The organism is Bradyrhizobium sp. Kon10 (assembly GCF_055807395.1).
Map to the genome: position 1 here is coordinate 40,202 of NZ_JBVVOZ010000031.1, position 24,646 is coordinate 64,847.

General features: G+C 61.7%; 28 protein-coding genes. 2 read left to right on the plus strand and 26 right to left on the minus strand.

Annotated elements, in window-relative coordinates; all coding sequences use genetic code 11:
• Positions 1-54 precede the first annotated feature (54 nt).
• A complete protein-coding gene (locus AC0L2O_RS29690; RefSeq protein WP_473372246.1) occupies positions 55-1,014 on the plus strand; it encodes a LysR family transcriptional regulator in 960 nt (319 codons plus the stop codon).
• Here the strand turns inward: AC0L2O_RS29690 and AC0L2O_RS29695 are convergent.
• The 23 genes from AC0L2O_RS29695 to AC0L2O_RS29805 all read right to left on the minus strand — a co-directional run bounded on the left by AC0L2O_RS29695 (position 981) and on the right by AC0L2O_RS29805 (position 21,475).
• Positions 981-1,226, minus strand: a complete 246-nt coding sequence (locus AC0L2O_RS29695; protein WP_473372247.1) for a DUF2274 domain-containing protein — start codon at positions 1,224-1,226, stop codon at positions 981-983. The genes AC0L2O_RS29690 and AC0L2O_RS29695 overlap by 34 nt on opposite strands.
• Positions 1,227-1,230: 4 nt before the next feature.
• On the minus strand, positions 1,231-2,442 hold the full coding sequence (locus tag AC0L2O_RS29700) for a TraB/TrbI/VirB10 family type IV secretion system protein (RefSeq protein ID WP_473372248.1): 1,212 nt from the start codon (positions 2,440-2,442) through the stop codon (positions 1,231-1,233).
• Positions 2,439-3,473 (minus strand): P-type conjugative transfer protein TrbG, encoded by a 1,035-nt coding sequence (trbG, locus tag AC0L2O_RS29705; protein ID WP_473372249.1) that lies wholly within the window; start codon positions 3,471-3,473, stop codon positions 2,439-2,441. The genes AC0L2O_RS29700 and trbG overlap by 4 nt, the downstream gene beginning before the upstream one ends.
• On the minus strand, positions 3,470-4,153 hold the full coding sequence (gene trbF, locus AC0L2O_RS29710; protein ID WP_473372250.1) for a conjugal transfer protein TrbF: 684 nt from the start codon (positions 4,151-4,153) through the stop codon (positions 3,470-3,472). Before trbF ends, trbG begins: the two co-directional genes overlap by 4 nt.
• A 97-nt stretch (positions 4,154-4,250) precedes the next feature.
• Positions 4,251-5,480, minus strand: coding sequence for a P-type conjugative transfer protein TrbL (trbL, locus tag AC0L2O_RS29715; protein WP_473372251.1), 1,230 nt, complete (start codon positions 5,478-5,480; stop codon positions 4,251-4,253).
• Positions 5,477-5,833, minus strand: coding sequence for a putative entry exclusion protein TrbK-alt (gene trbK-alt / locus AC0L2O_RS29720; RefSeq protein ID WP_473372252.1), 357 nt, complete (start codon positions 5,831-5,833; stop codon positions 5,477-5,479). The genes trbL and trbK-alt overlap by 4 nt, the downstream gene beginning before the upstream one ends.
• Positions 5,833-6,564 carry a P-type conjugative transfer protein TrbJ gene (trbJ, locus tag AC0L2O_RS29725; RefSeq protein WP_473372253.1) on the minus strand — a complete coding sequence of 244 codons (732 nt, stop codon included), beginning with the start codon at positions 6,562-6,564 and terminating at the stop codon, positions 5,833-5,835. Before trbJ ends, trbK-alt begins: the two co-directional genes overlap by 1 nt.
• Positions 6,561-9,002 carry a conjugal transfer protein TrbE gene (gene trbE / locus AC0L2O_RS29730; RefSeq protein WP_473372254.1) on the minus strand — a complete coding sequence of 814 codons (2,442 nt, stop codon included), beginning with the start codon at positions 9,000-9,002 and terminating at the stop codon, positions 6,561-6,563. The genes trbJ and trbE overlap by 4 nt, the downstream gene beginning before the upstream one ends.
• 9 nt (positions 9,003-9,011) lie before the next feature.
• Positions 9,012-9,275: a VirB3 family type IV secretion system protein gene (locus tag AC0L2O_RS29735; protein WP_473372255.1), complete on the minus strand. Its 264-nt coding sequence runs from the start codon at positions 9,273-9,275 to the stop codon at positions 9,012-9,014.
• Entirely contained in the window at positions 9,275-9,601 is a 327-nt protein-coding gene (locus AC0L2O_RS29740; RefSeq protein ID WP_473372256.1) for a TrbC/VirB2 family type IV secretion system protein, read from the minus strand. Before AC0L2O_RS29740 ends, AC0L2O_RS29735 begins: the two co-directional genes overlap by 1 nt.
• 1 nt (position 9,602) lies before the next feature.
• Positions 9,603-10,517: a P-type conjugative transfer ATPase TrbB gene (trbB, locus tag AC0L2O_RS29745; protein ID WP_473372257.1), complete on the minus strand. Its 915-nt coding sequence runs from the start codon at positions 10,515-10,517 to the stop codon at positions 9,603-9,605.
• Between the two features lie 260 nt (positions 10,518-10,777).
• Complete coding sequence (locus AC0L2O_RS29750; RefSeq protein WP_473372258.1) at positions 10,778-12,112, minus strand: MFS transporter; 1,335 nt, start codon at positions 12,110-12,112, stop codon at positions 10,778-10,780.
• 135 nt (positions 12,113-12,247) lie between these two features.
• Positions 12,248-12,673, minus strand: coding sequence for a CopG family transcriptional regulator (locus tag AC0L2O_RS29755; protein ID WP_473372259.1), 426 nt, complete (start codon positions 12,671-12,673; stop codon positions 12,248-12,250).
• Positions 12,674-12,679: 6 nt separating this feature from the next.
• Positions 12,680-14,668, minus strand: coding sequence for a conjugal transfer protein TraG (locus AC0L2O_RS29760; RefSeq protein ID WP_473372260.1), 1,989 nt, complete (start codon positions 14,666-14,668; stop codon positions 12,680-12,682).
• 37 nt (positions 14,669-14,705) lie between these two features.
• Positions 14,706-16,469: a relaxase/mobilization nuclease domain-containing protein gene (locus AC0L2O_RS29765; RefSeq protein WP_473372261.1), complete on the minus strand. Its 1,764-nt coding sequence runs from the start codon at positions 16,467-16,469 to the stop codon at positions 14,706-14,708.
• 385 nt (positions 16,470-16,854) lie between these two features.
• Positions 16,855-17,688, minus strand: coding sequence for a lytic transglycosylase domain-containing protein (locus AC0L2O_RS29770; RefSeq protein WP_473372262.1), 834 nt, complete (start codon positions 17,686-17,688; stop codon positions 16,855-16,857).
• A complete protein-coding gene (locus AC0L2O_RS29775; RefSeq protein WP_473372263.1) occupies positions 17,685-18,197 on the minus strand; it encodes a S26 family signal peptidase in 513 nt (170 codons plus the stop codon). Before AC0L2O_RS29775 ends, AC0L2O_RS29770 begins: the two co-directional genes overlap by 4 nt.
• The gene (locus tag AC0L2O_RS29780) at positions 18,194-18,658 is read right to left on the minus strand and encodes a DUF2840 domain-containing protein (protein ID WP_057198286.1); all 465 of its coding nucleotides are present in this window, start codon (positions 18,656-18,658) and stop codon (positions 18,194-18,196) included. The genes AC0L2O_RS29775 and AC0L2O_RS29780 overlap by 4 nt, the downstream gene beginning before the upstream one ends.
• 289 nt (positions 18,659-18,947) lie before the next feature.
• Positions 18,948-19,829: a replication initiator protein A gene (locus AC0L2O_RS29785; RefSeq protein WP_473372276.1), complete on the minus strand. Its 882-nt coding sequence runs from the start codon at positions 19,827-19,829 to the stop codon at positions 18,948-18,950.
• 22 nt (positions 19,830-19,851) lie between these two features.
• A complete protein-coding gene (locus tag AC0L2O_RS29790) occupies positions 19,852-20,133 on the minus strand; it encodes a helix-turn-helix transcriptional regulator (RefSeq protein WP_473372264.1) in 282 nt (93 codons plus the stop codon).
• Positions 20,134-20,265: 132 nt separating this feature from the next.
• Positions 20,266-20,706 carry a DUF2285 domain-containing protein gene (locus AC0L2O_RS29795; RefSeq protein ID WP_473372265.1) on the minus strand — a complete coding sequence of 147 codons (441 nt, stop codon included), beginning with the start codon at positions 20,704-20,706 and terminating at the stop codon, positions 20,266-20,268.
• A 136-nt stretch (positions 20,707-20,842) separates the two neighbouring features.
• Positions 20,843-21,037, minus strand: coding sequence for a transcriptional regulator domain-containing protein (locus tag AC0L2O_RS29800; RefSeq protein ID WP_473372266.1), 195 nt, complete (start codon positions 21,035-21,037; stop codon positions 20,843-20,845).
• 165 nt (positions 21,038-21,202) lie between these two features.
• A complete protein-coding gene (locus AC0L2O_RS29805; RefSeq protein WP_298363103.1) occupies positions 21,203-21,475 on the minus strand; it encodes a DUF2285 domain-containing protein in 273 nt (90 codons plus the stop codon).
• 209 nt (positions 21,476-21,684) lie between these two features.
• Here AC0L2O_RS29805 and AC0L2O_RS29810 point away from each other — a divergent pair, with 209 nt between their 5' ends.
• Positions 21,685-21,912, plus strand: a complete 228-nt coding sequence (locus AC0L2O_RS29810; protein ID WP_050385492.1) for a helix-turn-helix domain-containing protein — start codon at positions 21,685-21,687, stop codon at positions 21,910-21,912.
• 64 nt (positions 21,913-21,976) lie between these two features.
• Here AC0L2O_RS29810 and AC0L2O_RS29815 read toward each other — a convergent pair whose 3' ends face one another.
• From AC0L2O_RS29815 to AC0L2O_RS29825, 3 genes are all read right to left on the minus strand, one after another.
• The gene (locus AC0L2O_RS29815) at positions 21,977-22,297 is read right to left on the minus strand and encodes a DUF736 domain-containing protein (protein WP_212428557.1); all 321 of its coding nucleotides are present in this window, start codon (positions 22,295-22,297) and stop codon (positions 21,977-21,979) included.
• Between the two features lie 544 nt (positions 22,298-22,841).
• Positions 22,842-23,324, minus strand: coding sequence for a hypothetical protein (locus AC0L2O_RS29820; protein WP_473372267.1), 483 nt, complete (start codon positions 23,322-23,324; stop codon positions 22,842-22,844).
• Positions 23,325-23,463: 139 nt separating this feature from the next.
• Positions 23,464-24,387 (minus strand): DUF2493 domain-containing protein, encoded by a 924-nt coding sequence (locus AC0L2O_RS29825; protein WP_473372268.1) that lies wholly within the window; start codon positions 24,385-24,387, stop codon positions 23,464-23,466.
• Positions 24,388-24,646 lie beyond the last annotated feature (259 nt).

The window sequence follows — 24,646 nt, forward strand, 5'->3', positions numbered from 1 at the left end:
TGCCCCGCCTTAAGGGCGGACGCCGTGCCTGCGGCTTGCCTACTGGCTATGAACATGACGGAAAATGAGATTAGAAACAATCGACGTAACGCAGCGAGCGCCGTTGACCTGCAACAGCTTCGATACGCTGTGGTTGCCTGCGAGTACGGGAGCTTTCGACGAGCCGCTGAAGTTCTTTCGATCAAGCACACCGCCCTGAGCCGATCTATCGGTCAGCTTGAATATCTGGTTGGGACTTCACTGTTCGAGCGCTCCAGCGCGGGAATCAAGCCCACTGTCGCTGGTCGAGCCGTTTTGCGAATTGCGACGCTGATCCTGGAACAGGTCGAGATACTGGTCGACACCGGGAGATCCGGCAGTCGCGGCGATACCGGCCATCTTGTTATTGGCTTCTACACGTCGGTGTCCGCGGGAAACCTGCGAGCGACGATAGGTGAATTTAAGAAGCTGCTCCCGCAGATCGAACTGGCAACCATGGAACGCTCTCGGTTTCATCTGATGACCGCGCTCCGTAACGGGACCGTCGACGTAGTCGTTAGCCCTGGACATGTGGATTCAAAGGACGTCAAATCACTGCTGCTGTGGAGCGAACGCATCTTGATTTTGTTGCCTCAGGATCACTGGCTTGCGGCACGCGAAATCATCTATTGGGCCGATTTGCGTAACGAAAAGATACTTCTAAGTAAGATTGATCCCGGACGAGAGTTCGAGGATCTCCTGATTTCGAAGCTCGTGTTACCTGACGAGCGGCCCGCGGTGGAGCGCCACGATGTGAGCCGCGGCATCATCACAAATCTGACGAGCATGGGCATGGGGCTCAGTCTGGTGATGGAATCGGATACCGGCGCAAGTTTCGCTGGCCTAGTGTACCGGGACCTCCACGATGGAACGGCGCCAAGGCGGGTGGACTTCTACGCGCATTGGCGCGGCGACAATGAGAATCCGGCTCTGAAGCGTTTTCTCAGCTTGCTAAGAGAGCGCTATCCCTCACCTTCGCCGGCTCTCGGGGTGTGACGGACTCGTCTCGCCTTTGCAAATCCACGGTCTGTGGCCATGAAACGCGCCAACATAGGAGCGATTAGCCTCGCCGGATCGATGGGCTGCCCGGTTTCGCGTGCCAAAGCCTCTGCATAGGCGACGAGATCCCGATGAACTGATGCTGAAAGCTCGGTGGTGACCTTCACCGGCTTGTCGTCGGGCAACGCTCCTATTTTGAGCTTAGGCATGGCATTACCCTCCGTATGGCGCAAGGATGAGGTCGCGGTTGACGAGAACGCGAACCGGGAAACCAGGCCGTACGGTCAAAGTCGGCTGAATATTGAGGCTGCGCCGAACCACCTGCTGTCCAATTTGGTTTAGAGAGTCGGAGGCGCCATGCCGCAGTGCCTGGATAATCGCGCTGTCGTTGCTGTTGGTGTCGGATCCTGCACCTACTTCTGTCCCTACAGCCAAGAACGTCGACAGCGCAGCCGCCTTGAATAGCTCACTCCAGTGATTGTCGACCTGGTCTTCGAGCCCCGCGTAGCCTGCGCTGTCAGCACCGGGCTGCCGCTCCAGAACGATCGAGCGGCCGTTCGGCATGATAAGCCGGGTCCAGACCAGCAGCACTCGCGCCTGGCCGAACGAAACCTGGCTGTCATAACTGCCGATCAGCCTCGCTCCTTGCGGCACGAGCAAAAAGCGGCCAGTCGGAGTGTCGTATAAATTCTCTGTCACCTGTGCTGTAACTTGGCCCGGAAGGTCTGACCTGATCCCGGTGATCAGCGCTCCCGGAATCACCGTCCCAGCCTGCACGATATACGGTGAAGCAGGCCTAGTGACTCGGTCAGGGCTCACCGTGCGGCGATCCACAGAAGCATTCACAAAAGCAAGTTTTCGGTCCTGCGCGTTTTGCGCATATCCATCCTCGCCGCTGCTCGTTGCGTTCGGCGGCACGAAGCGCTCGCCTCCAGCAGCCGCAGCGGCGGGCGGACGCACTTCTTTCCCGTTGGTCGAAGCGAACAGATGGCTGATACGGGCCGCCTCGCTCTCTTGATCCCGGCGCTGCTGTTCCGGGTCTCCGCCGGTCGTCGGCGACTGCCCTTGAGCGGCCAGGATCGGTCGACCGAGGTCGCCTGGGAGCGGCGGACCAAGCTGCGGCACGGTTTGGCGTGAAGCGCCGGTGTAGTCCTTCGGCAGCGCCTCGATACCGTCAGCGAGATTGTGATGATCGGTGCTATAGAGCTCGTCGGCCGCTTGGTTGCGGGAGCGATTGCTCTGGAGCGACCACAACACGGCTCCGCCGATGACAAGCAAGGCGACAGCGCTGCCGCCGGCGAGAACTTTGCGGGACAGTCGCGTGACCCGCGGAGGTTCGGCTCGGAGGCGGAAGCTCCCGGATTGCTCTTCCGGTGTTTGCGGGGGAATGACCCCATCCCGATTAGTCTCGTTCTGAGTATTCATGACGACGGCCTCCCGTCAGTCCTCACAATCCTGACCTTCTGCTGGTGCTCACCGCCGAGCCGCAGTTCTGCGGCTGCAAACAGCCGGTCCACGATCAGCACATTGCCGTAGGCGCGATAATTGACCAGTTCGGTCTTGCCGTCGGGTCCGATGACGAAGAGCGGTGGCATCTCGCCCTGGACGACCCCTTGAGGGAATTCGATATAAACTTTCCGGCCGTCATCGTAGGCCGCGAGCGGCCGCCAAGGCGGGCTGTCGCCCTCGATCGCATACCGAAACACACGCTGCGCTGGATCTGGAATGACCGGTCTGAGGGCGACTAAGTGCGATCGTTCGCGAACCGTTTCCGGGTAGTACCAGGCAATGGACGGCATGTAGGGCCATTCCCGGGAGCGGAGCTCGATCAAGTAAGTGCGCCGGTCGGTATTGACGACAAGATTGGTCTCGATCGCGGCCCGGGTCGGCTTCACCAGGATGTGAACGCGACGCGTGTCGCCAGTCCCGCTCTCAGTATCGCCCACGACCCAGCGCACGGTATCTCCGGCCGCGATCGGTCCGGATCCCGTCAATTGCTCTCCCTCTTCCAGTGCGATGTCCGTGATCTGTCCGGGAGCAGCGTAGACCTGATACAGCGCCCCAGGGCTGAAGGCGTAAATCTGCGCCGCGTTAAAGTATCCCCTTTTGCGCGGCTCGACTCGCGCGGCGCTGTTTGCGGTCTCAACCCTGCTTACGGGCTCAGCGTCTTCCTTCGCCCCTGCTTTACCGCCGAGAACCGGTCTCCAGAGCGGCGGAACGTGAAGCGGCTGAGGTCGGTCGTCGAGTGCCGCTGGAACAGCTGGCAACGGCGGGACTTCGGTGTCATAGCTGATTTCCGGCGGAATGTAGGTGGCGCATCCAGCGAGGGCCGATGTGCCAAGCAGCAGAGCTGGTAAAATGGCTCGCCTCAAAGCCGCGAGCTTGCACGTGCTCGAGCTGAACCTGCGGCATTGGATCTGACCTTTTGAACAAGTGTCACGCATCGTCTTGATCACTGCCCCAGCTCCTTTGACCAGTTGATGGCGCGGACGTAGACGCCAAGGGGATTCTTGCGCAGGCGTTCGGCATCGCGCGGCGTCTCGATTGCCACCGTGAGAATCGCGGTCCAGCGCTCGGTCGCACTCAGCGAGCCATTCTCGTAGATGCGTTGGGTCCAGGCGACCCGGAAGCTCTCTGAAGACGCACGGATGACGCTCGACACATCGACCGAGATCTGCGCCTTGCCCAGCTTGGCAAACGGATCGTTGTTGCGCGCAAAATCGTTGAGCGCGGCCGCGCCACGATCGGTCGTAAAGTCATACGCCCTAAGCCAGTTCTGGCGCAGAACGATGCCGTCGGCCGGCAAGCCTCTGACGTCCTCGATAAAGCGCGCCAAATGGTAGGCGATCTGAGCGTCTGTGGGCTGATAGTCGATGTTGGCTGGCGCAACCCGCTGGGCCTGGCCCAGGCGATCGACCTCGACGATCCATGGTGTGATCGATCCTTGTGCTGAGTGCCAGACAAGTCCACCGGCCAGGCCGCCCGAGAGCATGAGGCAACCAAACGCCATCAAGCGCCAGTTCTTGGCCTGCACGCGCGCCGATCCAATGCGTTCGTCCCAGACTTGCGCTGCTTTTTGGTAGGGCGTGACCGGTTCGGGCATACGCCCGTAGTGAACGGAAGGTCGTCTGAACATGAATGGTCGCCCCTGAGATCGAGTGATCAGTTTCGAGTATCGCGGTATCCGATTGACGCGCTGCTGGCGCCCGGCGAACCGGCGGGTTCGCTGCCTGTCAGCGCTCTCCTTCCGAGAGATCGACTGCCGAGCCGCTGCCGCCATGATCGCCGGAGCGCACCGCGTGGGCGGCCGCCGACGCGCCGTGCCGAATGGTCTGGGCTCGCTTGATGCGGCGCGCCCAATCGGGCTGCCCCTCGGTGGACGTACTCGCGGCCGGCTCACTCGCCTGACCGCTGCCGGCGAATGCGGCCACGGCTCGACGCAACGGGCTCATCACAGCCGAGCCACCCGCCTCCGCGACGCCTGCAAGGCCGCCGCTTCGATACGCGGTGGAAGCGCCACTCACCATGGCAGCCCCACCACGCCCCGCACCGGCGAGCGCTCCACCAGCGAGACCAGCGCCACCGGCGGCAAGGCCGGCACCCGCCGCAACAACGCCGCCGGCAGCAAGGCCCGTCCCAATCGCGGCGCCGGCGCCGAGCTGCGGACCGCCTGACACCAGACCGTTTGCGATTCCCGGGCCGAAAATACCGAGACCCAGTAAAGAGAGCGCCGCAAGCACCAGGGTCATCGCATCTTCGATTGTAGGCTGCGCGCCGCGAAAACCGGCCGTGAACTGTGAGAACAGGGTTGAGCCAATGCCGACGATGACGGCCAGGACCAAAACCTTGACCCCAGACGATATGACATTGCCCAGGACCCGCTCCGCCGCGAATGCCGTCTTGCCAAACAAGCCAAAGGGTATGAGCACGAAGCCGGCCAGCGTCGTGAGCTTGAACTCGATCAATGTGACGAAGAGCTGGATCGCGAGAATGAAGAAGGCCAGCAACACCACGACCCATGCGAACAGGAGAACGACAATCTGGACGAAATTCTCGAAGAAGCTGATGTAGCCCATCAGGTTCGAGATCGAATCAAGCATCGGCCGACCGGCGTCGAGTCCGACCTGAGCGATTTTTCCCGGGCGCAGAAAGTCTGACGCGGAGAGGCTCGAGCCGGAGGCTTTCAGCCCGAGGCCGGCAAAGCTCTCGAAGACGATCCGTGCGAGGTTGTTCCAATTACCGATCAGATAGGCAAAGACGCCAACGAATAGCGTTTTCTTGACGAGACGCGCGATGATGTCCTCGTCCGTGCCCCAACTCCAGAATAAGGCGGCAAGCGTGATGTCGATGGCGGCAAGCGTTATCGCGAGATATCCGACCTCGCCACCCAAGAGACCAAAACCGTTGTCGATATAGCGGGTGAATGTCTCAAGGAACTGGTCGATGATGCCGGTGCCGCTCATGGCTTATCTTCTCCGGGCACGCCGGCGGCCGGATATCCTTGTGGCATCCGGCTCTGATCTTTTGGCACGGCTGTCACGCCGGCTTCTGCAGCGGCAGCACCGTCCCGCTTGCCGAAAAAACGATGGCGGTTTTCGGCCCAGATTTTCTGGCAATGCTGATAGTCAACTGCATCCTCGGAGGAGACAGTGCGGCAGCGCGCAAGCTCGGAACGGTCGACGTCTTTGGTCTGCTCTGCCGTTGGCGGCGCAGATGTACTTTCGCCGCCACGAAGCTGGATCGCGAAGCCTGCGACGACCAGCACCCCGACCGACACGAGTAGCGATAGCGCTTTGAACGGGCCTGTATCAGTCATCAGTGGAACATCCGCACGTCCTGGGGTTGATAGCCCTGCCCCGGCGTCAGAAATCGCCGGAGCTGTTCTCGCCCCTGGTCTTGGGCTGCCGCGCGCTGGGCCGCTTCGAGGCTCTGGGCCCGCCCCTGTGCCGCGACAGTGGCGGTAAGGTCGGCGAGTTGTTGCGCCTGAAGTGCGAGGATCTGGTTGCCGGCCTGGGTCGCCTGCAGGGCGCCGCTCGCACCCTGGCTCGACGTTACGAGCGCGGATGTCTGGACGCGATTGGTATCGAGGTTGCCCACGACACCGGCCTGGACCCGGAGCGCGTCCTGCAACGCCGCGACAGAATTCTGCCACCGCGATTGAGCATTGGTGATCAGCAACTGGCTAGACTGGCTGCCGCTCGCCGGCGCATAGCTGGTCGAGAACGCGCGGTCGATCTGCTCCACGTCGTAAGCGATCCTCTGGGCCTGGGCCAGCAACTGCTGGGTCCGCTGGATCGAGGATTGCAGCTGCTGCAGCGAGGAATACGGCAGGCTTGCCAGATTCCTGGCCTGGTTGATCAGCATCTGCGCTTCGTTCTGCAACGAGGTGATCTGATTGCTGATCTGCTGCAGCTCGCGCGCGGCGGTCAGCACGTTCTGGACGTAGTTGTTGGGATCGAAGACGATCCACTGCGCTGGTGCGGGCGCCATCAGACAAAGCGTGAGGGCGATGGTGCCAGCCGCGGCGAATAGACCAAGGCGCTTCATTGCGACTTCTCCAGATTGACGAGACTGGGAATCAAGTCCGTGGCCCAGGTGACGCCGCGGTGCTGGAGCCAGGCCGGAACGAAGCCGTCCGCTCCATGCTCGGCGACGAGCTGTGCGATGGCCGCCTGATCTGTCTTGGATGAGGCCGCTGTGAATGCGAGCGCAACTTCGCCAAGTCCAAGTTCGAACATCCGGTTGCCTCGACGCGACTGGCAGTAGTAGTCACGCTTGGGCGTTGCCCGGCTCAGAAGCTCGATCTGACGGTCATTGAGGCCGAAGCGGCGGTAGATGGCAGTGATCTGCGGTTCGATGGCCCGTTCGTTCGGCAGCAACAAGCGCGTTGGGCAGCTTTCGATGATCGCGGGGGCAATCGCCGAGCCGTCGATGTCCGAAAGCGACTGGGTGGCGAAGATGACAGACGCATTCTTCTTGCGAAGCGTCTTCAGCCACTCGCGAAGCTGACCGGCGAAATCATCGTCGTCGAGAGCAAGCCAGCCTTCATCGACAATGAGGAGTGTCGGCCGGCCGTCGAGACGATCCCCAATGCGATGAAAGAGGTAGGCCAGCACGGCTGGCGCCGCGCTCGTTCCGATCAACCCTTCCGTCTCGAACGCCTGGACAGAGGACTCGCCAAGGCGCTCGAATTCAGCATCAAGCAAGCGTCCGGACGAACCACCAAGGCAGTAAGGTTGCAAGGCGCGTTTCAGGGCGTTCGATTGCAAAAGGACTGACAGGCCTGTCAGCGTACGTTCCTCCCTCGGCGCTGACGCGAGAGATGTTAGCGCCGACCACAGATGGTCCTTGACCTCTGGCGTGATCTCGATCTTTTCGCGTGCCAGGATTGCACCGACCCATTCGGTAGCCCATCCGCGCTCGGAAGCGTCGTCGATCCAGGCCAGCGGCTGCAACGCGACGGGCTGATCGCCTCCGTCAGACAAGGCACCCCCGAGATCATGCCAATCGCCGGCCATGGCCAGCGCGGCGGCGCGGATCGATCCACCGAAGTCGAACGCAAACACTTGGGAGTTCGGGTAACGGCGGAATTGCATTGCCATGAGGCCGAGCAGGACCGACTTGCCAGCGCCTGTCGGCCCTACCACCAGGGTATGGCCGACGTCACCGACGTGAAGCGAAAACCGGAACGGTGTTGAACCCTCGGTTTTGCCGAACAGGAGCGGCGGAGCGCCAAAATGCAGATCCCTGGCCTCGCCCGCCCAGACGGCCGACATCGGAATCATATGGGCGAGGTTGAGGGTCGAGACCGGCGGCTGCCGCACATTGGCGTAAACGTGCCCGGGCAGACTGCCGAGCCAGGCTTCGACGGCGTTCACTGTCTCGATCATGCAGGTGAAATCGCGGCCCTGAATGACCTTCTCGACCAGGCGGAGCTTTTCATCGGCAGCACTGGGATCGCCGTCCCAGACGGTGATAGTCGCCGTGACAAAGGCCTGTCCGATCTGGTCCGAACCGAGTTCCTGCAGGGCGGCGTCGGCATCAAACGCCTTGTTGTGGGCGTCGGTATCGAGCAGCGTCGAGGCCTCGTTGGTCATGACCTCCTTGAGGATGGCGCCAATCGACTTTCGCTTGGCAAACCACTGCCGCCGGATTTTGGTCAAGAGCTTCGTTGCATCCGTCTTGTCGAGCATGATCGCGCGCGTCGACCAGCGATATGAGAATGGCAGGCGATTGAGGTCATCCAGAATTCCTGGCGTCGTCGCTCCCGGAAAGCCGACGATCGTCAGAACCCGCAGATTGGCTGAACCCAACATCGGCTCGAGTCCGCCGGTTAGCGGCTGGTCCGCCAACAGTGCATCGATGTACATGGGGATTTCGGGCACGCGAACGCGATGCCGCCTGGTCGAAATCGTCGAGTGCAGATAGGTCAGCGTGGCCTGATCATCGAGCCAGGCGCATTCGGGCATGAAGCCTTCAAGAAGCCCAAGTACGCGGCTGGTTTGGTCGACAAACCCGCGGAGCACCTCGCGAGCGTCTGCGCCAACGGTGCGATCGCGCCCTTCATAGAGCAGTCGCTCTGCCTTGGCTGCGCCCTCCTCCGGAGGCAGATAGAGGAAGGTCAGGAAATAGCTGGACTCGTAGTGGGCGCCGACCTCCTCGAATTGGGCCTTGCGCTCGGCATCAACCAGCGCAGACGCGACGTCCGGAAAGGTGCTCTGAGGATAGCTACCGGCAAAATGGCGCTGCGCCTCAACGAACACGGCCCAGCCGGATCCCAGGCGGCGAAGTGCGTTGTTCAAACGACCGGCGACGGCAACAAGCTCCGCCGGCACCGCACTGTCGAGGTCGGGTCCGCGGAACTTCGCTGTCCGCTGGAACGAACCGTCCTTGTTCAGGATGATGCCCTCGTCGACCAGTGCTGCCCAGGGCAGGAAGTCGGCAAGACGGGCATTCGAGTGGCGATATTCGGCAAGGTTCATCATCACGAGCGCTCAGATGTTGAGATGACCGGGAATGCGCAGATGTCGGCGCACCACATCGACGAAGGCGGGATCGCGCCTGGCGGCCCAGACGGCGGCCATGTGACCGATGAACCAGAGGACGAGACCTGCGATCCACAACCGCAGTCCCAGTCCGAGGGCGGCCGCCAACGTTCCGTTGACGATCGCGACCGACCGCGGCGCACCGCCCATCAGGATCGGCTCGGTGAGCGCCCGGTGAACGGGCACGACAAAACCTGCGACCGCCTCGTCCATCAGATCACCACGCCGCCGCCAAAGGAGAAGAACGACAGAAAGAAGCTCGAGGCGGCAAATGCGATCGACAGGCCGAACACGATCTGGATCAGCCTGCGAAAACCGCCCGACGAATCGCCGAACGCGAGCGTGAGCCCGGTCACGACGATGATGATAACGGCAATGATCTTGGCGACCGGCCCCTCGACCGACTGCAGGATCTGATTGAGCGGCTGCTCCCAGGGCATGTTCGAGCCGGCCGCCCATGCGGGTGCTGTCGTCAGAACGACCGGGCTGGCAATCGCCAGCCAAGCAGCTTCTCGAAGAATACGGAATCGTGGACGCATGTCAGTCTCCTGCTGGCGAAAGGCTGTAGTCGCCGGCCGACCCGAGCCCCGTGACGACGGCGAGTTCGGCAAGGCGACGGTCGGCTCCGCGCCCTGCAAGGACGGCGATGAGGTTGATGGTCTCGGCGATCAGGGCGCGCGGAACCGTGATGACGGCTTCCTGGATGAGCTGCTCGAGCCGCCTTAGCGCACCGAGCGCGCTGCCCGCGTGAATCGTCCCGATCCCGCCGGGATGGCCGGTACCCCACGCCTTGAGGAGATCGAGCGCTTCGGCCCCGCGGACCTCGCCGATCGGGATGCGGTCAGGACGCAGTCGGAGTGAGGACCGAACGAGGTCAGACAAGCTGGCTACGCCGTCCTTGGTCCGCAGCGCGACAAGATTGGGCGCCTTGCATTGAAGTTCGCGCGTATCTTCGATCAGGACGACACGATCGGCGGTCTTCGCTACCTCCGCCAAAAGAGCATTGGTCAGTGTCGTCTTGCCTGTCGACGTGCCGCCGGCAACCAGGATATTCTGGCGCGCGGCGACCGCACTCCTCAAGGCCTCGGCTTGCTCGGAGGTCATGGTGCCGGCGGCAACGTAATCGTCGAGCGTGAAAACGGCGACCGCTGGCTTGCGGATGGCGAAAGCGGGGGCAGCAACGACCGGAGGCAACAGGCCCTCGAAGCGCTCGCCGGTCCCAGGGAGTTCGGCCGATAGACGTGGGGAGCTTGCGTGCACCTCCGCACCTACATGGTGAGCCACCAGACGAACGATGCGCTCGCCGTCCGCCGCAGACAAGGTTTCGCCAGTGTCCACTAGACCACTCGACAGTCGGTCAATCCAAAGCCGCCCATCGGGATTGAGCATGACCTCGACGATCGCGTCGTCTTCTAGGTAACCTGCGATCGCCGCGCCAAGTGCGCTCCGCAGCATTCGCGCACCGCGCGAACTCGCTTCCGATTGAATGGAATGGATTGCCACTGCCGTCCCCACCGAATGAGAACGTCTGGAGCGTCCTCAGATGGGTTAATTAGAAAAAGCACCAATGGATTTGGCGCAACAAGCGCTTACAGTAAGCGTAGGTTGGCGTAGAAAAAGAAAGATCAAGAACTCATACTTCGCATGCGAGCGAAGCAACTGCAGCGCTGCTGAATGTTGATGGTATTCGTCGGCAAGCTTGCTGCCGACGTGGCTCACCACTCCGCATCGGCATCCGCCGGCATGACTACGAGCAATTGTTCGTACGAAATGAACGTTTCGACCTTGTCGGAAACGCTAGCAGGCAAGAAGAGCGGAATTGAACCCATCCGCCGCGCGAAGGATCCAAACCATGGTAGAGTGAACCAGGCGAACGCGGTGATCTGCACCGCCACATTGACTGCGAATGCGACCTGATAGGCCAGGACGGTCCTATGGCCATCCACGAGTGGCCATTGCTGCAAGATGAAGCCGGTCCCGAATTGGGAAACAAATGCCCAACCGAAGTGCAGCACATTCAACGCTCCGTTGGCACGACCGGTGAGTTCCGGCGGAAAGTAATCAGCTATCACCGCGAAACTGACCACAGTCGCCGTTCCAACGATTGCGACCATCGACCAAGGTAACATTGACGGCACGGGCAAGCGAAGGATCACGGATAGCTCGGCCGCGATGAACAGCCCTGCGATCAAGGCCAGGATGATCTCTACTCCGCCCCCTCTTCGCCTTATGCAATGGACCAGTGTGCCGAACAACCAGGCACCGCCGCAAAGGACGAGCGACATTGTGAATAGCTGTCCGACAAGTCTCGTTCGATCAAATCCCTCGACGTCGGTCAGCCATGGCGCCGCCCACAATCCTTGCAGAGACCAGGCCGATCCCACGCTGGTGGCTGACAACGGGGCAATTCGCCGGAAACGCCGATCGCCGAAAACTGAGCTCAATGTGCCGGGCATTGATCCTGTTGCCGGGACAATGGCTCGTTCAGGAACCACGGTGTAGATGAGCACGGCCGTGGCACCAGTCGCGACTGCGAGGATTTCAAAAAGCTGTCGCCAGTTGATCCAGCCGAGGAGGTATTCGGCCGGGATCGTGGCCGTCACCGCTCCGAGCGAGCCCAGCATGATCATGTAGCCGTTCAGCAAGGCCACTCGCTCGCTCGGAAACCAGAGAACGATGGACTTCAATCCAGCCATCAATGCCGCCGCCAGCCCAAGGCCGATCAGGGCTCGCGAAATTAATAGCGATGGCAGTCCCGTCGAGATCGAGAAGAGGCAGCTGCCTGCGGCGGCGATCAAAAGCAGGCAACTTTGAACCCGGCGAGGGCCAAAGCGATCCAACAAAATACCGATTGGGATCTGCGCCGCCGCGAACACCAGAAAGTAGACCGACGTCAGCAACCCGAGATCGGCAGTGCCGAGCCCGATCGCCGCGATGAGATGACTGGAGATCAGAGCGTTGATCGTTCGGAAGAGATACGAAAGGTAGTATCCAGCAGCAAATGGGAGAAAAACGCGCGCGATGAGACGCCATGCCTCCGAATTTTGCATGCTGGCCCTTTTTGCTCCTCAGCTCTTTCGAGCCGATAGCGCGTCCAGCTTCTTGTCGGGTTGGCTAAATTGGTGCCATCGTGGGCTGGCGTGGAAAAAGAAAGATCGGCAAAATCCCTGACCTACGCGGTTCTATCAGGTTTGGCTGTCGGTCTCCTGACGAACGATATCCTCTGGAATGTCCCGCAGAAAGCTCTGCCCCTTCTGCAGCCGTCGTCCCAGCGCTTCGACAAATCCTTCGAAACGCTCCCGACCCTTCAGTTGGGCCGCCGCCTGTGCGTCGTTGGGCAATGGCGGCGTGATTGTCAGCCAGAAGCGGATGAAGAGAGCCAAGGTTTCAGCCGTCAAACCAACATCACGCTCCAGCCTCTGCATCTGGCGCGACAGCCGGTCCAGCCGGCGGGTAAATGCCGCCTCTTGTCTGTCTGCTCCATCTGGTGACAGAAACGAAGCGACTGCTGCTTCCACGATCGCAGACCGGGAAAGCTTCTTGCGATCGGCGAGGTCCGAGACCTGTTTCAGAAGCTCTGGCGGAAAATACACGTTCATCCGGTCGCGCATATTGCCTCAGAGCTCCATGCCGTCATTCGGATCCATGGCGATTTGACGAACAACGCCGCGCATCTGTTGGCGTATGAGCCGGGACTGGCGGACCGCGTCCTCGTCATCGTCAAGAACGGCAGCAAATTCCTCCGCCGGCGTCGGCTCGGTCGTCTCCTTGGCAATCGCAACGTGATCGGGAAGTTCGGGCTCACGACGGAGTCCGCTGTTCGCCGTGTCTTCCTCGGCCTCCCCCTTTTTGTCTGTTGGACCTCCCGTCGGCTTCGTCGATCCGAGCGTTGACCATCCGTCCGTTCGCGATGATCGGCCGGCGCTCGCCGGATCGGGCGTCGGCAGAACCCGCTCGGTGAACCGCCGATCCTCGTAGTAACGCACCTTCTTCGCCCGGATCGGCGCTGTCCCTGCCACCATGACGATCTCGTCCATTGGCGGAAGCTGCATGACCTCACCTGGGGTCAGCAGCGGCCTTGCAGTCTCCTGACGGGAGACCATCAGGTGCCCCAGCCAGGGATTCAATCTGTGACCGGCATAGTTCTTCATGGCCCTCATCTCGGTCGCCGTACCGAGCGCATCGGACACGCGCTTCGCGGTCCGCTCGTCATTGGTCGCAAAGCTGACTCGGACGTGGCAGTTATCAAGGATCGCATTGTTAGGCCCATAGGCCTTCTCGATCTGGTTGAGCGATTGCGCAATCAGGAAGCTTTTGATGCCGTAGCCCGCCATGAAGGCCAGCGCGGACTCGAAGAAATCGAGCCTTCCCAGCGCTGGGAACTCGTCGAGCATCATCAGGACGCGATGCCGGCGGTCGCGGGCGTGCAAGTCCTCGGTCAGGCGTCGGCCGATCTGATTCAGCACCAGGCGGATCAATGGTTTGGTTCGTGAGATATCCGAGGGAGGCACCACCAGGTAAAGCGTCGTGGGGCGGCTATCTGCGATCAGATCGGCGATCCGCCAGTCGCAGCGGCGGGTCACCTGGGCCACCACGGGATCACGGTACAGCCCGAGGAACGACATCGCGGTGGACAGGACACCAGAACGCTCGTTCTCGGATTTATTCAGAAGCTCGCGCGCGGTCGAGGCGACCACGGGATGGGCGCCATGCTCGCCGAGGTGCGGTGTGGTCATCATCGCCTTCAGCGTCGCCTCGATCGGCCGCTTCGGATCGGACAGGAAGGCAGCGACACCAGCCAAGGTCTTGTCTGCCTCGGCATAGAGGACGTGGAGGATGGCGCCGACCAGGAGCGAATGACTGGTCTTCTCCCAGTGGTTCCGCTTGTCGAGCGAGCCTTCGGGGTCGACCAGGACGTCGGCGACGTTCTGGACGTCGCGAACCTCCCACTCCCCGCGCCGGACTTCGAGCAGCGGATTATAAGCTGAGGAATTCGCATTGGTGGGGTCGAACAACAGGACACGACCATGCCGCGAGCGAAAGCCCGCGGTCAGTTGCCAGTTCTCACCCTTGATGTCGTGGACGATGGCCGAGCCCGGCCAGGCAAGCAGCGAGGGAACGACAAGGCCGACACCCTTGCCGGATCGGGTGGGCGCAAAGCACAGCACATGCTCCGGTCCGTCGTGCCGAAGGTAGTCGCGGTCGAGCTTGCCGAGCACCACACCATCCGGACCGAGAAGTCCGGCCGCTCGAACCTCTTCCGCATCGGCCCAGCGCGCCGAGCCATAGGTCTCAACATTCTTCGCCTCGCGCGCCCGCCAGACCGACATGCCGATTGCCACCGCGATCGAAACCAGGGTCCCGGACGCCGTGATGAAAGCGCCCTCGACAAAGACCTGAGGCGCATAGGCATCGTAGACGAACCACCACCAAAAGAAGACCGGCGGGTAATAGATCTTGAAGCCCGCCAGTTCGAACCAGGGTCGCCCGAGTTCGGGCTGCCAGGCGAGCCGCCAAGCCGTCCACTCGGTTGCTCCCCAGATGGCGAGCAAAACGATCAGGCCGACAACGATCACCTGTCCCCAGAGGATTTTGGTTCCGGACATCCCGAACGCCCCTTCCGCAACTGAATTAGAGAGATTGCTAAAGCCCAAGGTCCCGCTTGCGACCAAAGCCCCATTCGATGCCACCGCCGTCCTTCACGACGCCGGTGACGTGTTGGCCGAGCCTGTTCTCGACCTCGCGCGACCAAGGTACGAGTTGGAAACCCAGCCCGTTGTCGATCATGGCGAAGCGCCCCGAGGAGAGCGTCAGGCGCTGGCGATACGTACCTGTCACATGCTCCCCGGAGGCCGCCTTCACGTAAGGCAAGCCGGTGTTGGCCGAGACTTTTGCGGCCACCTCGTCCAGTTCACGTTGGCGCAATGTGTTTAGGAGATCGCGCTGCAAGCTGATGCGTTGGCCCTGCCGCCGCGCCAGACCTTCCTGGATCAGATGCTCGGTCCGAGCTTCCATGGCGTCGCGGGCCTTGCGGCCGAATCCCCCCATCGCGAGCGGCATCGGATCGCGCTCGACCAGGCGGTGGTCGAGCCAGGTCGCGCCTTTCGCGGTGACCTGGCTTCCAAGTTCGAGATCGGAACGGGTTGCGAGCACGACGGTCGGCCGCGGATCGCCGGCGTGACCGAAGCGTCGGACTTCGACGATCCCGCCGATCGGCGGTGCATGTTCAAAGGCCTCGATCCCGCGGAATCGGACGTGGTGCGCGCGTCCGTCAGTTCCATCGATCAGGGCGTAAGCCTCACCCGTCAGCTCATCGTGCAATCCACGATCGACCAGCCGTCCCATGATCTGGGACGAAGGCTGTCCACCTTCGATGACGAAGTCGGCAACGCCGCGCGCTTCTCCACGCTCGGTAAAGGCGCGGTGCATGGTCTTGATGATGTCGCTGCGCATGCCGAGGTCACGCAGGCTACGCTCGGCCTCGAGCCCGACCATCCATTCCCCCGGTGCGGCGGATGCGGCAAGGCCCATCTTCTCCAGATGTTGAAGGCGGCCGACCATCAGGCGCCGGATCTCGGGATCGGACTTGCCGGGGTTCTCTGGGCGAAGATCGATAGTGCCGGTCTCATCCGCCGCCAACCGGATCTCCCGATCGAGCCGCGTCCATCGTTCCGCCGTGACTTCCCTCTGCAGCGAATTGCGGATCTCGTGCTCCGGCTTTGGACCCAACTCGACGGCGACCAGTTCCTCGGCGCGTGAGCGCAGGCCGTGGCTGATGTAGTCGCGGGAGATCACGAGATCGGCCCCTTCCTCGTCTACGCCCCGAACGAGAAGGTGGACGTGAGGGTTGTCGGTATTCCAGTGATCTACAGCCATCCAATCGATCCGCGTGCCGAGATCGGTCTCCATCTGCTTGGCAAGGTCGCGGGTGAAGGCCTTCAGGTCGGTCATGTCGCCGGCATCCTCGGGTGAGACGATGAACCGGAAATGATGCCGGTCGTCCTTGCATCGTTCCGCAAAGGCCGCGCTATCGGCACGGTCGCAGCCCTCATCGAACATCTCGGCTCTCTCGCCGCTTCGAGTCACGCCGTCGCGCTTCAGATATGAAAGGTGGGCGGTCAGGGGGGCCGAACGGAAGGCTCGGCCTTTGTGCCGAACCACGCGCGCCTTCACCACAACGCGCCGTGTCGGGCTGAACAATCTGGCGCGGCTGAAACCGAGTCTGCCGCGGCCAAAGGTCGAGCGCCCGTAGACCGCAGAGCGCCTACCAACCGCAGAGAGACTCGAGGTGTGCCCGGCTTTTTTCGCGGCGCGCAGCACCTGGTTGATGAAGCTCTTGGGCTTCGGCGCGCGGGCGTTGCGGATGCGCCCGGGCCGAACACGCAGATCGCTGTCGCCTGCGCTCACGGCAAGGCCTCCAAATGATCAAAAGCGCACGCGGTGCCGAAAACACCATTGATTGCATTCGTCAAAATGCAAGGCGCGGCACGCGACCCGACCGACCGGCACGGTAGAACCCAAGCCATGCCAATGGCTTGCGGTTCGACCGGCGAGCCGCTTTTATCTCGCCGTCCTGCCGTCGTGGTCTCCCGGTCGCCGGTTCCCGAATGAGCCGCCGCGACCTGGCAGCCAACTCGCGAAGCCCCCACTGCTTCCGAGCGCTTGCGATAGCGATCGTAACCCGAAGGGCCGAGACACCCGAAGGGTGGCTCGGTGAGGAGCGAAGCGACGAGTAGAGCGCGCGCCGAAGGCATCGCCCACACGCCATCAGCTTTCGAACCCGCACGCTTGGTCATTGCGATGCTCCCGAATCCGATCGAGGGACGAACACGCCAATAGGCCGGGGGACCATGGGCGAAATATCGGGCGCCGAGATTGCAGTCGTGGCGCCGCTCAATGGCATGAGCACCGACAACCGATCGCGCGTTCTCGTGAGATCGGATCGTGTGACGAATGGCGTCGCAGCTGCTGATGACTGTCCGCTGGACGTCCACCCCGGCGGCAGTTCGATGGCAAGCAGATTTGCAAGCTTTGCGACGTATGCTCGCGTCTCGTCTGGCAGAGAACCGCCTGCGAGATGTTCTTCATAGCGAGATGGTCCCGCATTGTACGCGGCAAACACCCCAGGCGAGCCATACCTATCGAGCAGTTCGCGCAGATAGGCCGTGCCGGCCAGGATGTTGTCGTGCGGGTCGTAAGGGTCGTTCCCGAGATTGTAGCGCTCGCGAAGTTCCGCCCAAGTCGCCGGCATGATTTGCATCAGGCCCATCGCGCCTTTTGGCGATCTGGCGTGCACGTCACAAGCACTCTCGATGCTTTGGACTGATCGGATCCAGTTCGGCGCAATTCCAAAGCGTTGCGAGGCTTCATTGATGAAGCCGGCAAATGAATGAGCGGTCTGACTGATCGCCGGCTGGGCGGCTGATCCGCTCTGGGCCAAAGCAGCACTGTCGAACGCGGTCAGAAGAAGCAGGGGCACGACAGCACAAACGCGCGTGACCACCCGACCCAAGCACGCGGTCTGGCTCGCGCCAGCCCTGCAGACACCGATCGAAGCGGAGGAATGATCCCGCCATCGATCGAACAAGGGAATGGCGAGGAGAACACGTCGAATACGCACGATCACTCCTCCCACGTCCACACCGGCATCGCACGGCCGATCACGCTAGATGCCGGAAGAAATCCAAAATACCGGCCATCAAGAGAGTCGTCCGACTGCCAGTTCATCAGAAACAGCTCGCCGTCGCCGACGACGCGGCAGCCTTGCCATTTCGGCAGTGGCCTGCCTCGTCTGTCGTGATCCTTCGCCTCGCCCACCGCGACGTCGTCGACCGAAATCGTGAGGCCGGTTCTGCAAACACTCTGCCCCGGAAGGGCGAGCACGCGCTTCAGCATGGGGACGCCAATGGGCAAATAGCCGTTAAGGTCGAGGAACGTCGCGAGCGGCTCCGGCGGCTGCACGGCGACCAATTCAGTGACTTGGAATTGGTCCGCCGGTCGGAGGCGGTAGAGACCGATCGGCACGCTCGCGGATGCGTTCCAGATGTAAAGCGGAAGGGGCTCCAGGACGATCGTCGCGACGAGCGCAGCAGCGACCCCAATCGTCACGGTCAGCATCATGAGGCGGCCCTTCATCGCATCACCTTTTGGCGATGAAGCCAGGCCTGATGGCGCGCTTTCGTATACGGGCGCGGGTTTTCGTTGACGGACAGGCGGTTATGAACGTGATGCCAATGATCAGGCGCGACATCTGCTGGATCGATGCCGAGTGCCTCAACGGCATCGGTCATTTGCAGCACGCGCTCGACCTTCGGCCAGCCGGACAGACGCAGCAAAATCTCTCCGCCGGGTGTCACATAAGGAACGGTCGAGCAGCGCTGTCCCGGAGCGACTGCGCGCAAGATGTCGATCCGCGAAATGATTGTCCCAAAGTCGTTGGAGGTCCATCGGACGAAGGCAAAGATGCTGCCGGGCGCGAATGACAGGACCCGCCGATGGCGATCAAGCTTCCGTTCTTTGACGATTCGACCGAACCGTATCCGGTTTTCGATGCGCTTCTCGAGCCACAGCACTTCCACTTCGGTGAGATCGCTCATGCCGCCGCTCCCTGAAGCTCGAGCTGGGAGCTACGCCCTTTGGGAGCGGTGAAGTACGTGTGTGGTCTGTGAAGGTCAGCATGAGCGGTGGCCCAGCGTTGCCGGTCACGCGTCATGCACGTTGCGGCCTGCTCCGTTAGAAGAAATCCGAAGGATTTCTGGTTAGTAAAGTTAGAGCGACTAGAAAGCGCGGAGAAACAAACCCTTAAGGTAGATTCCGGTCCCCGATAGCACGAGGATCGGGTCCCCGATAGCACGATGGTTCCGGTCCCCGATAGCACGAGCTGATTCACAGGTTGTCCTCCGAATTTGGAATGAGACCGCGCCGGCGCAAGCGTGCCGTTAAGGGATCAACAGGCTTCGGTGCGAAGTTCAGCCGCTCGGTGCCATCAGGATCGCGCGTGAGCACGAGCTGGTAGCCGGGCAATGTCTGGCGATGAACAATCTGGCGTACGTCGTACGCAAAATGCTTGAGAGGCGATAGGATGCCCGACTTGGCATGGAGGTGCACAAGGTCAAAGCTCCAACCGCCAACTTGCCGACCGCCGTGCTTGCGCACGAGACGATAAAGCCACCGCTCAAGTCCGCCCGTCAGATCGAAATAGGCTCGGTCGATCGTCAGCACGAGCGCGTCATCGATTACGCCGGCATAGAACCAATCAGGCAGGATCAATTCGAGCCCGAATGGACGTCCGTTTGCATCGGCGGTTTCTTTCCACTCGTTGATCCAGGAGAAGCGATGCCGCCGCCGTTCGGCCGGCTGGCGGATCGAGGTCAGCACCGTCGTTGATTGCAGCCTGTCAAGACCAGCCTTCAGCCGGTCATAATCGCGCGCGCTGGTGCCGCGGCCGACAAACGTCAGAATCTCGTAAGGCGTTGCAGCCATCAGGCGCGAGGCTTTCAAGCCGGCGTCACGCGCTTCGACAATCTGAGACGCAGCCCAGATCAGAACGTCGGCATCCCAGATGGTCGCCATGCCGTGTTCCGGCACGGCTTCGACACGAACTGAGATTGCGCCGGCACGGAAGTCGATGGGCACAATGCGCTTCGTTTTTGCGAGTGAGAAGAACGGATAAGCCATCAGATCCTGAGCATCGCGGGGCGCGAGATCACCGGGCAGCGCCCTAAAGAGCTCAAGCTGGTCGCGCTCGGAATGGTGTTTGCGCCGCATGGTCGTTGTTCTCACGCGGCAATCAGCGACGTTCCTGGCCTGCATACGGGCGCAGGACCGGATGCTTCTTGGCCGGCAGCACGGTCCCCTTCCCGGGATCTGACGTTGACGTTTTGGAGCCAAGATCGGCCCACGCTTTCAGGTCTTCGACGGCGTAGACAACACGCCCGCCGATCTTCCGATACGTCGGTCCAGTGCCGTACGTGCGGTGCTTCTCGAGTGTGCGGCCTGAAAGGCCAAGATAGCGCGCGGCCTCAGGTGTACGCAGGAATCGCGGGGGGAGACCGGCCATCGGATCGGACATTTGAGAACTCCAGAGGACAGCGCACCACGCATGACGGCGCCGGCGTGTGTGCGGTCATCATGGAGAAGCGCGATGTCGGAGGGGGATGCCGAAGTTTGAGGGGCGATTTTCGATACCCGCTAAGCGGAAGGGCTATTCGTCCCTGCGCCCGGGCCCCAGAAGTTTGCGGTAACCACCGCGCATCAACGCGAGGCCGCCTTGCACCAAGCGGACCGTTCGATTGCGCAGGTCGTGCGTCTTCCAGGCGCGATCGGGAATGCGGTTCTTGCCGAATAGCGCTTCGGCGATGATGCGATAGCTGCCGCCGGCGCTATGCGCATCGAGCGCGCGGATCGCGGCGCTCAGACGTTCGCGCCGCTGTTTGGATAGCGTATGAAATGCCGGACCTGGCGCGCGTCCATTCATCGCGCGCCACAGCCGGCGGGCCGCATACGCGCGCGCGCCGAAATCGCCGTCAAACGGCAATTTGGCTGCGTATGACGCGCCGACCACGGGAGGCTCTTTGGACCAGACACGGTGATCCACCGCACCGATGCGCAGCACAGCGTGCCAGCCATCGGCGGTGCGGCGCACCTGACTTGCTGTAAGATCGAACAATGGCTGAGACGCCGAACTGCGATCGGCAGCCGACGCAACCGTCACCGGAACGACCGTCGCTAGAACCTCAGGTGCCCAAAAGATCGTCTGCTCGTCGAACGACCTCTGCGGGTCATGGGCGAAAGCAGATACCCCATTTCCTCCTGAATTCCTCGGTCACTACACCATCTGGGCTGCTTGCGATCATCGCTGCGTATTCGAGTCGATAGTCCGCGTTTCGGCGAAGACACTCCCAGGCAATGTCGGTGATTTCGGCGTCTTGTAGGCTCTTGTAGGATTCCGGCGACCGCCAGTCGAATTCAGGCATTGCTTCCGCCCCATTGCACGCAGCTAACAAGGATTGCGGCGCAATAGGTATGAACGAGGCGGTTGTAGGAAGCCCCTAGTTTGGCACCACGTGGTGCACCAGAATGACCACTCGTTAGCAAAAGAAAATCGTTCTGCCTGCAAGTCGTCAGCCGGCGATTTTCTTCTATTTGGAGCCAGTGCCACGTAATAGGCGGCCCTGCTCAGTTACCCACTTGGCACGCGCAAGGTGGCTCTGATATGCGCTCCGCGCACGGTCCGGCTCTCGCTCGGGGTCCATATGCAAGACCAATCGAGCCACTTCGCGCCAGTCCGCCCCTTCACCTTCGGCCTGCAGAAGGCGAATGTACGTGACGACATGCTGTTCGTCATAGGCCGTCAACGTCGGCTCGTTCGGCGCACTGTCAGCTACGTTTGGATCTAGGGATGGCTTCTGCATCATACCCGCTTTTAGAACGCCTATAAGCTACGCCATGGTTTGGTCGCAATCCAGACTCCGTTGCCCGTTGGAATCGTGGATAGTCGTTCGGTAGATTGGCGGCCGAGCTCGGTCGCGCACGTCCCGTCGCCACAGTCGATAGCATGTTCGGACACGAATAGGAACGATCGTTCCTAGAACGATCGTTCCGGCTCAGTTCCCATATCGCCATGGATCTCAAAGAGATCATGGCTGTGAACCTGCGTCGGAAACGCCACGATCTACAAATGACGCAGGAGGAGCTGGCCGAGCGCGCGGGATTAAGCGCCCGTTACGTCGGCGCCATCGAGCGCGGCGACGTATCAGCAAGCGTCACCGTGCTCGGGCAAATTGCTGAAGCATTGGGGGTCGAACCGGGGGACCTGCTCAAAAAGGCTGCGCGGCTTAGCAAATCGTAAGCAGCCTTAGGCCTGCCGCGAAGCGCCCCGCCCGGCGGACCGGACGGGGCTTGGTGGGGCGCTCTTACTCACCGGTCTTGCGCGGCCGCGACCACAGGAGATTGTAGCCTTCACCGCCCTCGTCATCGAACAGGTTCGCGTAGATCGGAGCGTTGAAGGAGGGGTCGTCGAGCTTGAGCGAGAGGTAGTCCCGGCCCTCCTCGGAGCGCTTCGACCAGGCAGCCCCGATCTCGGCCCGGCCCACGTAGATGCGGTGGCTGGGCGCATTGTCGTTGGACCGGTTCGTCTCGGCGACGATACGGACGCCCTTAGCTTGCAGGCTCAGGGTGACGATCTCGCCCTGAAAATCGTTGCCGACCTTCTTGAAAGAACCGATATTAGCCATGTCACTTCTCCTGTTGTGTTTCGAGCCCGCGACCACCGCGGCCTCGATGGCGATCTGCAGGCCGAAGACGATCGGCGACGCACCCGCTCGCGGGCCGGAGCGCAGCGGAGGACGCCGTTGTGGCGACTTTCTTGCCTCGCGAGGAATAGGCGAAGCCCAGGGGAAGAAAGTCGCATCAACGGCGTTGCGGCTCAGACGATCGAGGCGAAGCCGGTCTTCGGCCAGATCAAGCCATCAATGAGGCCACGTGCGTCGCGTGCTGAACCGCAATCTCGGGAGAAGACGTGGCGTATCTCGGTTGTGCTGAACAAGAGATGGAAACGATTCGGCGCAGAAAGAGAAACAATCTGCTGCAAAGGGTGGTATCGTCTCCGAAGAAGCGATCGAGACATCGCTGCTCCGCCGCAGGCTTAGTGGGCCCGGCCGAAATGGGGCGCTTGGTCAAGGCCCGAGGGGGACTGCCCCCTCCCCGCCAGGTCACGACCATCCCTCGTTCAATGCTTCGATCTATGCGAGCCTGCTCGACGACGAAGGCGGTGAACGGTCATCCCTCGCGCGTAGCGGCTGGAAGAACTGGGTGTGATGGATTCTCCACCAGCCCAGCCAGTTCGAGCGGGCGTGGCTCTGCAAAAGCAGTCAAGCGTGTCCACGTTGTGCCCCCAATACAGACCGCGCCCAGGCAAGCGAGGATCTCTCGCCAAGCCAGCAAGGGCATACCGATCTGGGACAGAGCGAACGCCACATGATAGCCGGCGACGGCGGCGGGAATAGCGAATGCTGTCGCGATTGCGATGCGCAAGGCCAAGGACCGAGCAACGGCAACCGCGATCTGGCCGAGGACGAGCGTCAGCGCACCGCCCGCCGTTGCGATAAGCAGCGCGACGACGACGCCGGCGCCGCTCTGCAACGCCGTCATCCCGATACTCAGTGCGACGAAAAACGGCAAGGCATACACAGCGAGCGCAAAGATCGCCCAGCAGAACAAGCCGATGCCGAGTGTGTTGAGAACAAGCCCAATGGCGAGCATGGTGGTGGCTCCATGTGCATAGATTTGAGAGTCGCGCCTTCCACCACCACCACGGCGCGACCTGGACATAAGATCGAAACGAGGCAGAGTTGCGGCGCATGCAACTACGCGTTCACGCCTTGAGGCGAGAAGGCAGCGCTCACGCGCCGCCGAACCTCCAGACGCGGATGCCGAGCCGCTTCGCCTTGTCGGCGAGGTTGTCTTGAATTCCCGTACCCGGGAAGTGCATGACTCCAATCGGAAGGAGTTCGAGCATGACATCATTGCGCTTGAACGGTGCCGCCTTGGCGTGCTTCGTCCAGTCGGGCTTGAAGGCGATCTGAGGCACTTTGCGGTTGATCGCCCATTTGGAGGCGATCAGTTCGGCCCCTTTCGGGGAGCCGCCGTGGAGCAGCACCATGTCTGGATGCTTGGCGTGAACCTTGTCGAGGCGGTCCCAGATGAGGTGATGGTCGTTGAAGTCGAGCCCACCGGTGAGTGCGATCTTTGGTCCCGGTGGCAACATGACCTCAGTCTCGGCGCGACGCTTGGCTGCGATGAAGTCACGGGAGTCGATCATGGCCGCGGTTAGCGTGCGGTGGTTTACCAGCGATCCCGATCGGGGACGCCAGGACGAGCCGGTGTGAGTCTCAAAGCGCTCGATGGCCTGGTCGCGGAAGACCTCGAGGCAGTTGCGGCGCTCGATCAAAGTGATGCCTTCGGCCGTCAGGCGCTCGAGCTCGACCGATCGGACTTCGGAGCCATTCTGCTCGCGCTGGCTTTTCTGCTGCGCCTGTTCGTTATCGTCGAGGTGGCGTTCGATGCGATCGACGGCACGGTGGAACAGATTGACGGTCGACCAGAGCAGATCGTCAAGATCTGGCTCGAGCCGCGTGTCGCTCAACGTCGCGACCAGGGCATCGAAGATGTCGGCGACGGCTCCGGTGATGATCCTGCCCTCGGGAAGCGGCCGTGGATCGGGCCGGTCGTCGAAGGGACGGTAGCCGAAGAGCTGTAGTTCGGTGAGGACGTGATCAGTCGGAGAAGAGGCATGCGGCGGTTCGATGTCGTCGTGGTCGGTCATTTGAGGAGTTCCTTTGCCGGATCGGCCGCGCCCATCGCGGCCTTCGTGGCGATCACTCAGACGGCACGCGGAACGGGCCAGAACCCGGAGGGCCGAAGCGGCAGCGGAGGATGGCGGAGGCCGGCTATTTTGCTTCGCGATGCAAAGCGCGCCAGCCAGATAGATGATGTGTCTTCTCATCGCCGGCGCGCGGCGGAAAATAGCCGGGCGTAGCCATTGCCGGCCCGGTCCGCTTGCCGTCCGATCGCCCTCTAGAAGG

Coding starts and splice junctions, on each gene's coding strand:
- AC0L2O_RS29690 (WP_473372246.1), top strand. CDS start 55: ATGACGGAAAATGAGATTAGAAACAATCGACGTAACGCAGCGAGCGCC.
- AC0L2O_RS29695 (WP_473372247.1), bottom strand. CDS start 1,226: ATGCCTAAGCTCAAAATAGGAGCGTTGCCCGACGACAAGCCGGTGAAG.
- AC0L2O_RS29700 (WP_473372248.1), bottom strand. CDS start 2,442: ATGAATACTCAGAACGAGACTAATCGGGATGGGGTCATTCCCCCGCAA.
- trbF (WP_473372250.1), bottom strand. CDS start 4,153: ATGTTCAGACGACCTTCCGTTCACTACGGGCGTATGCCCGAACCGGTC.
- trbL (WP_473372251.1), bottom strand. CDS start 5,480: ATGAGCGGCACCGGCATCATCGACCAGTTCCTTGAGACATTCACCCGC.
- trbK-alt (WP_473372252.1), bottom strand. CDS start 5,833: ATGACTGATACAGGCCCGTTCAAAGCGCTATCGCTACTCGTGTCGGTC.
- trbJ (WP_473372253.1), bottom strand. CDS start 6,564: ATGAAGCGCCTTGGTCTATTCGCCGCGGCTGGCACCATCGCCCTCACG.
- trbE (WP_473372254.1), bottom strand. CDS start 9,002: ATGATGAACCTTGCCGAATATCGCCACTCGAATGCCCGTCTTGCCGAC.
- AC0L2O_RS29735 (WP_473372255.1), bottom strand. CDS start 9,275: ATGGACGAGGCGGTCGCAGGTTTTGTCGTGCCCGTTCACCGGGCGCTC.
- AC0L2O_RS29740 (WP_473372256.1), bottom strand. CDS start 9,601: ATGCGTCCACGATTCCGTATTCTTCGAGAAGCTGCTTGGCTGGCGATT.
- trbB (WP_473372257.1), bottom strand. CDS start 10,517: ATGCTGCGGAGCGCACTTGGCGCGGCGATCGCAGGTTACCTAGAAGAC.
- AC0L2O_RS29750 (WP_473372258.1), bottom strand. CDS start 12,112: ATGCAAAATTCGGAGGCATGGCGTCTCATCGCGCGCGTTTTTCTCCCA.
- AC0L2O_RS29755 (WP_473372259.1), bottom strand. CDS start 12,673: ATGCGCGACCGGATGAACGTGTATTTTCCGCCAGAGCTTCTGAAACAG.
- AC0L2O_RS29760 (WP_473372260.1), bottom strand. CDS start 14,668: ATGTCCGGAACCAAAATCCTCTGGGGACAGGTGATCGTTGTCGGCCTG.
- AC0L2O_RS29775 (WP_473372263.1), bottom strand. CDS start 18,197: ATGAAGGGCCGCCTCATGATGCTGACCGTGACGATTGGGGTCGCTGCT.
- AC0L2O_RS29780 (WP_057198286.1), bottom strand. CDS start 18,658: ATGAGCGATCTCACCGAAGTGGAAGTGCTGTGGCTCGAGAAGCGCATC.
- AC0L2O_RS29785 (WP_473372276.1), bottom strand. CDS start 19,829: ATGCGGCGCAAACACCATTCCGAGCGCGACCAGCTTGAGCTCTTTAGG.
- AC0L2O_RS29790 (WP_473372264.1), bottom strand. CDS start 20,133: ATGTCCGATCCGATGGCCGGTCTCCCCCCGCGATTCCTGCGTACACCT.
- AC0L2O_RS29800 (WP_473372266.1), bottom strand. CDS start 21,037: ATGCCTGAATTCGACTGGCGGTCGCCGGAATCCTACAAGAGCCTACAA.
- AC0L2O_RS29805 (WP_298363103.1), bottom strand. CDS start 21,475: ATGCAGAAGCCATCCCTAGATCCAAACGTAGCTGACAGTGCGCCGAAC.
- AC0L2O_RS29810 (WP_050385492.1), top strand. CDS start 21,685: ATGGATCTCAAAGAGATCATGGCTGTGAACCTGCGTCGGAAACGCCAC.
- AC0L2O_RS29815 (WP_212428557.1), bottom strand. CDS start 22,297: ATGGCTAATATCGGTTCTTTCAAGAAGGTCGGCAACGATTTTCAGGGC.
- AC0L2O_RS29820 (WP_473372267.1), bottom strand. CDS start 23,324: ATGCTCGCCATTGGGCTTGTTCTCAACACACTCGGCATCGGCTTGTTC.
- AC0L2O_RS29825 (WP_473372268.1), bottom strand. CDS start 24,387: ATGACCGACCACGACGACATCGAACCGCCGCATGCCTCTTCTCCGACT.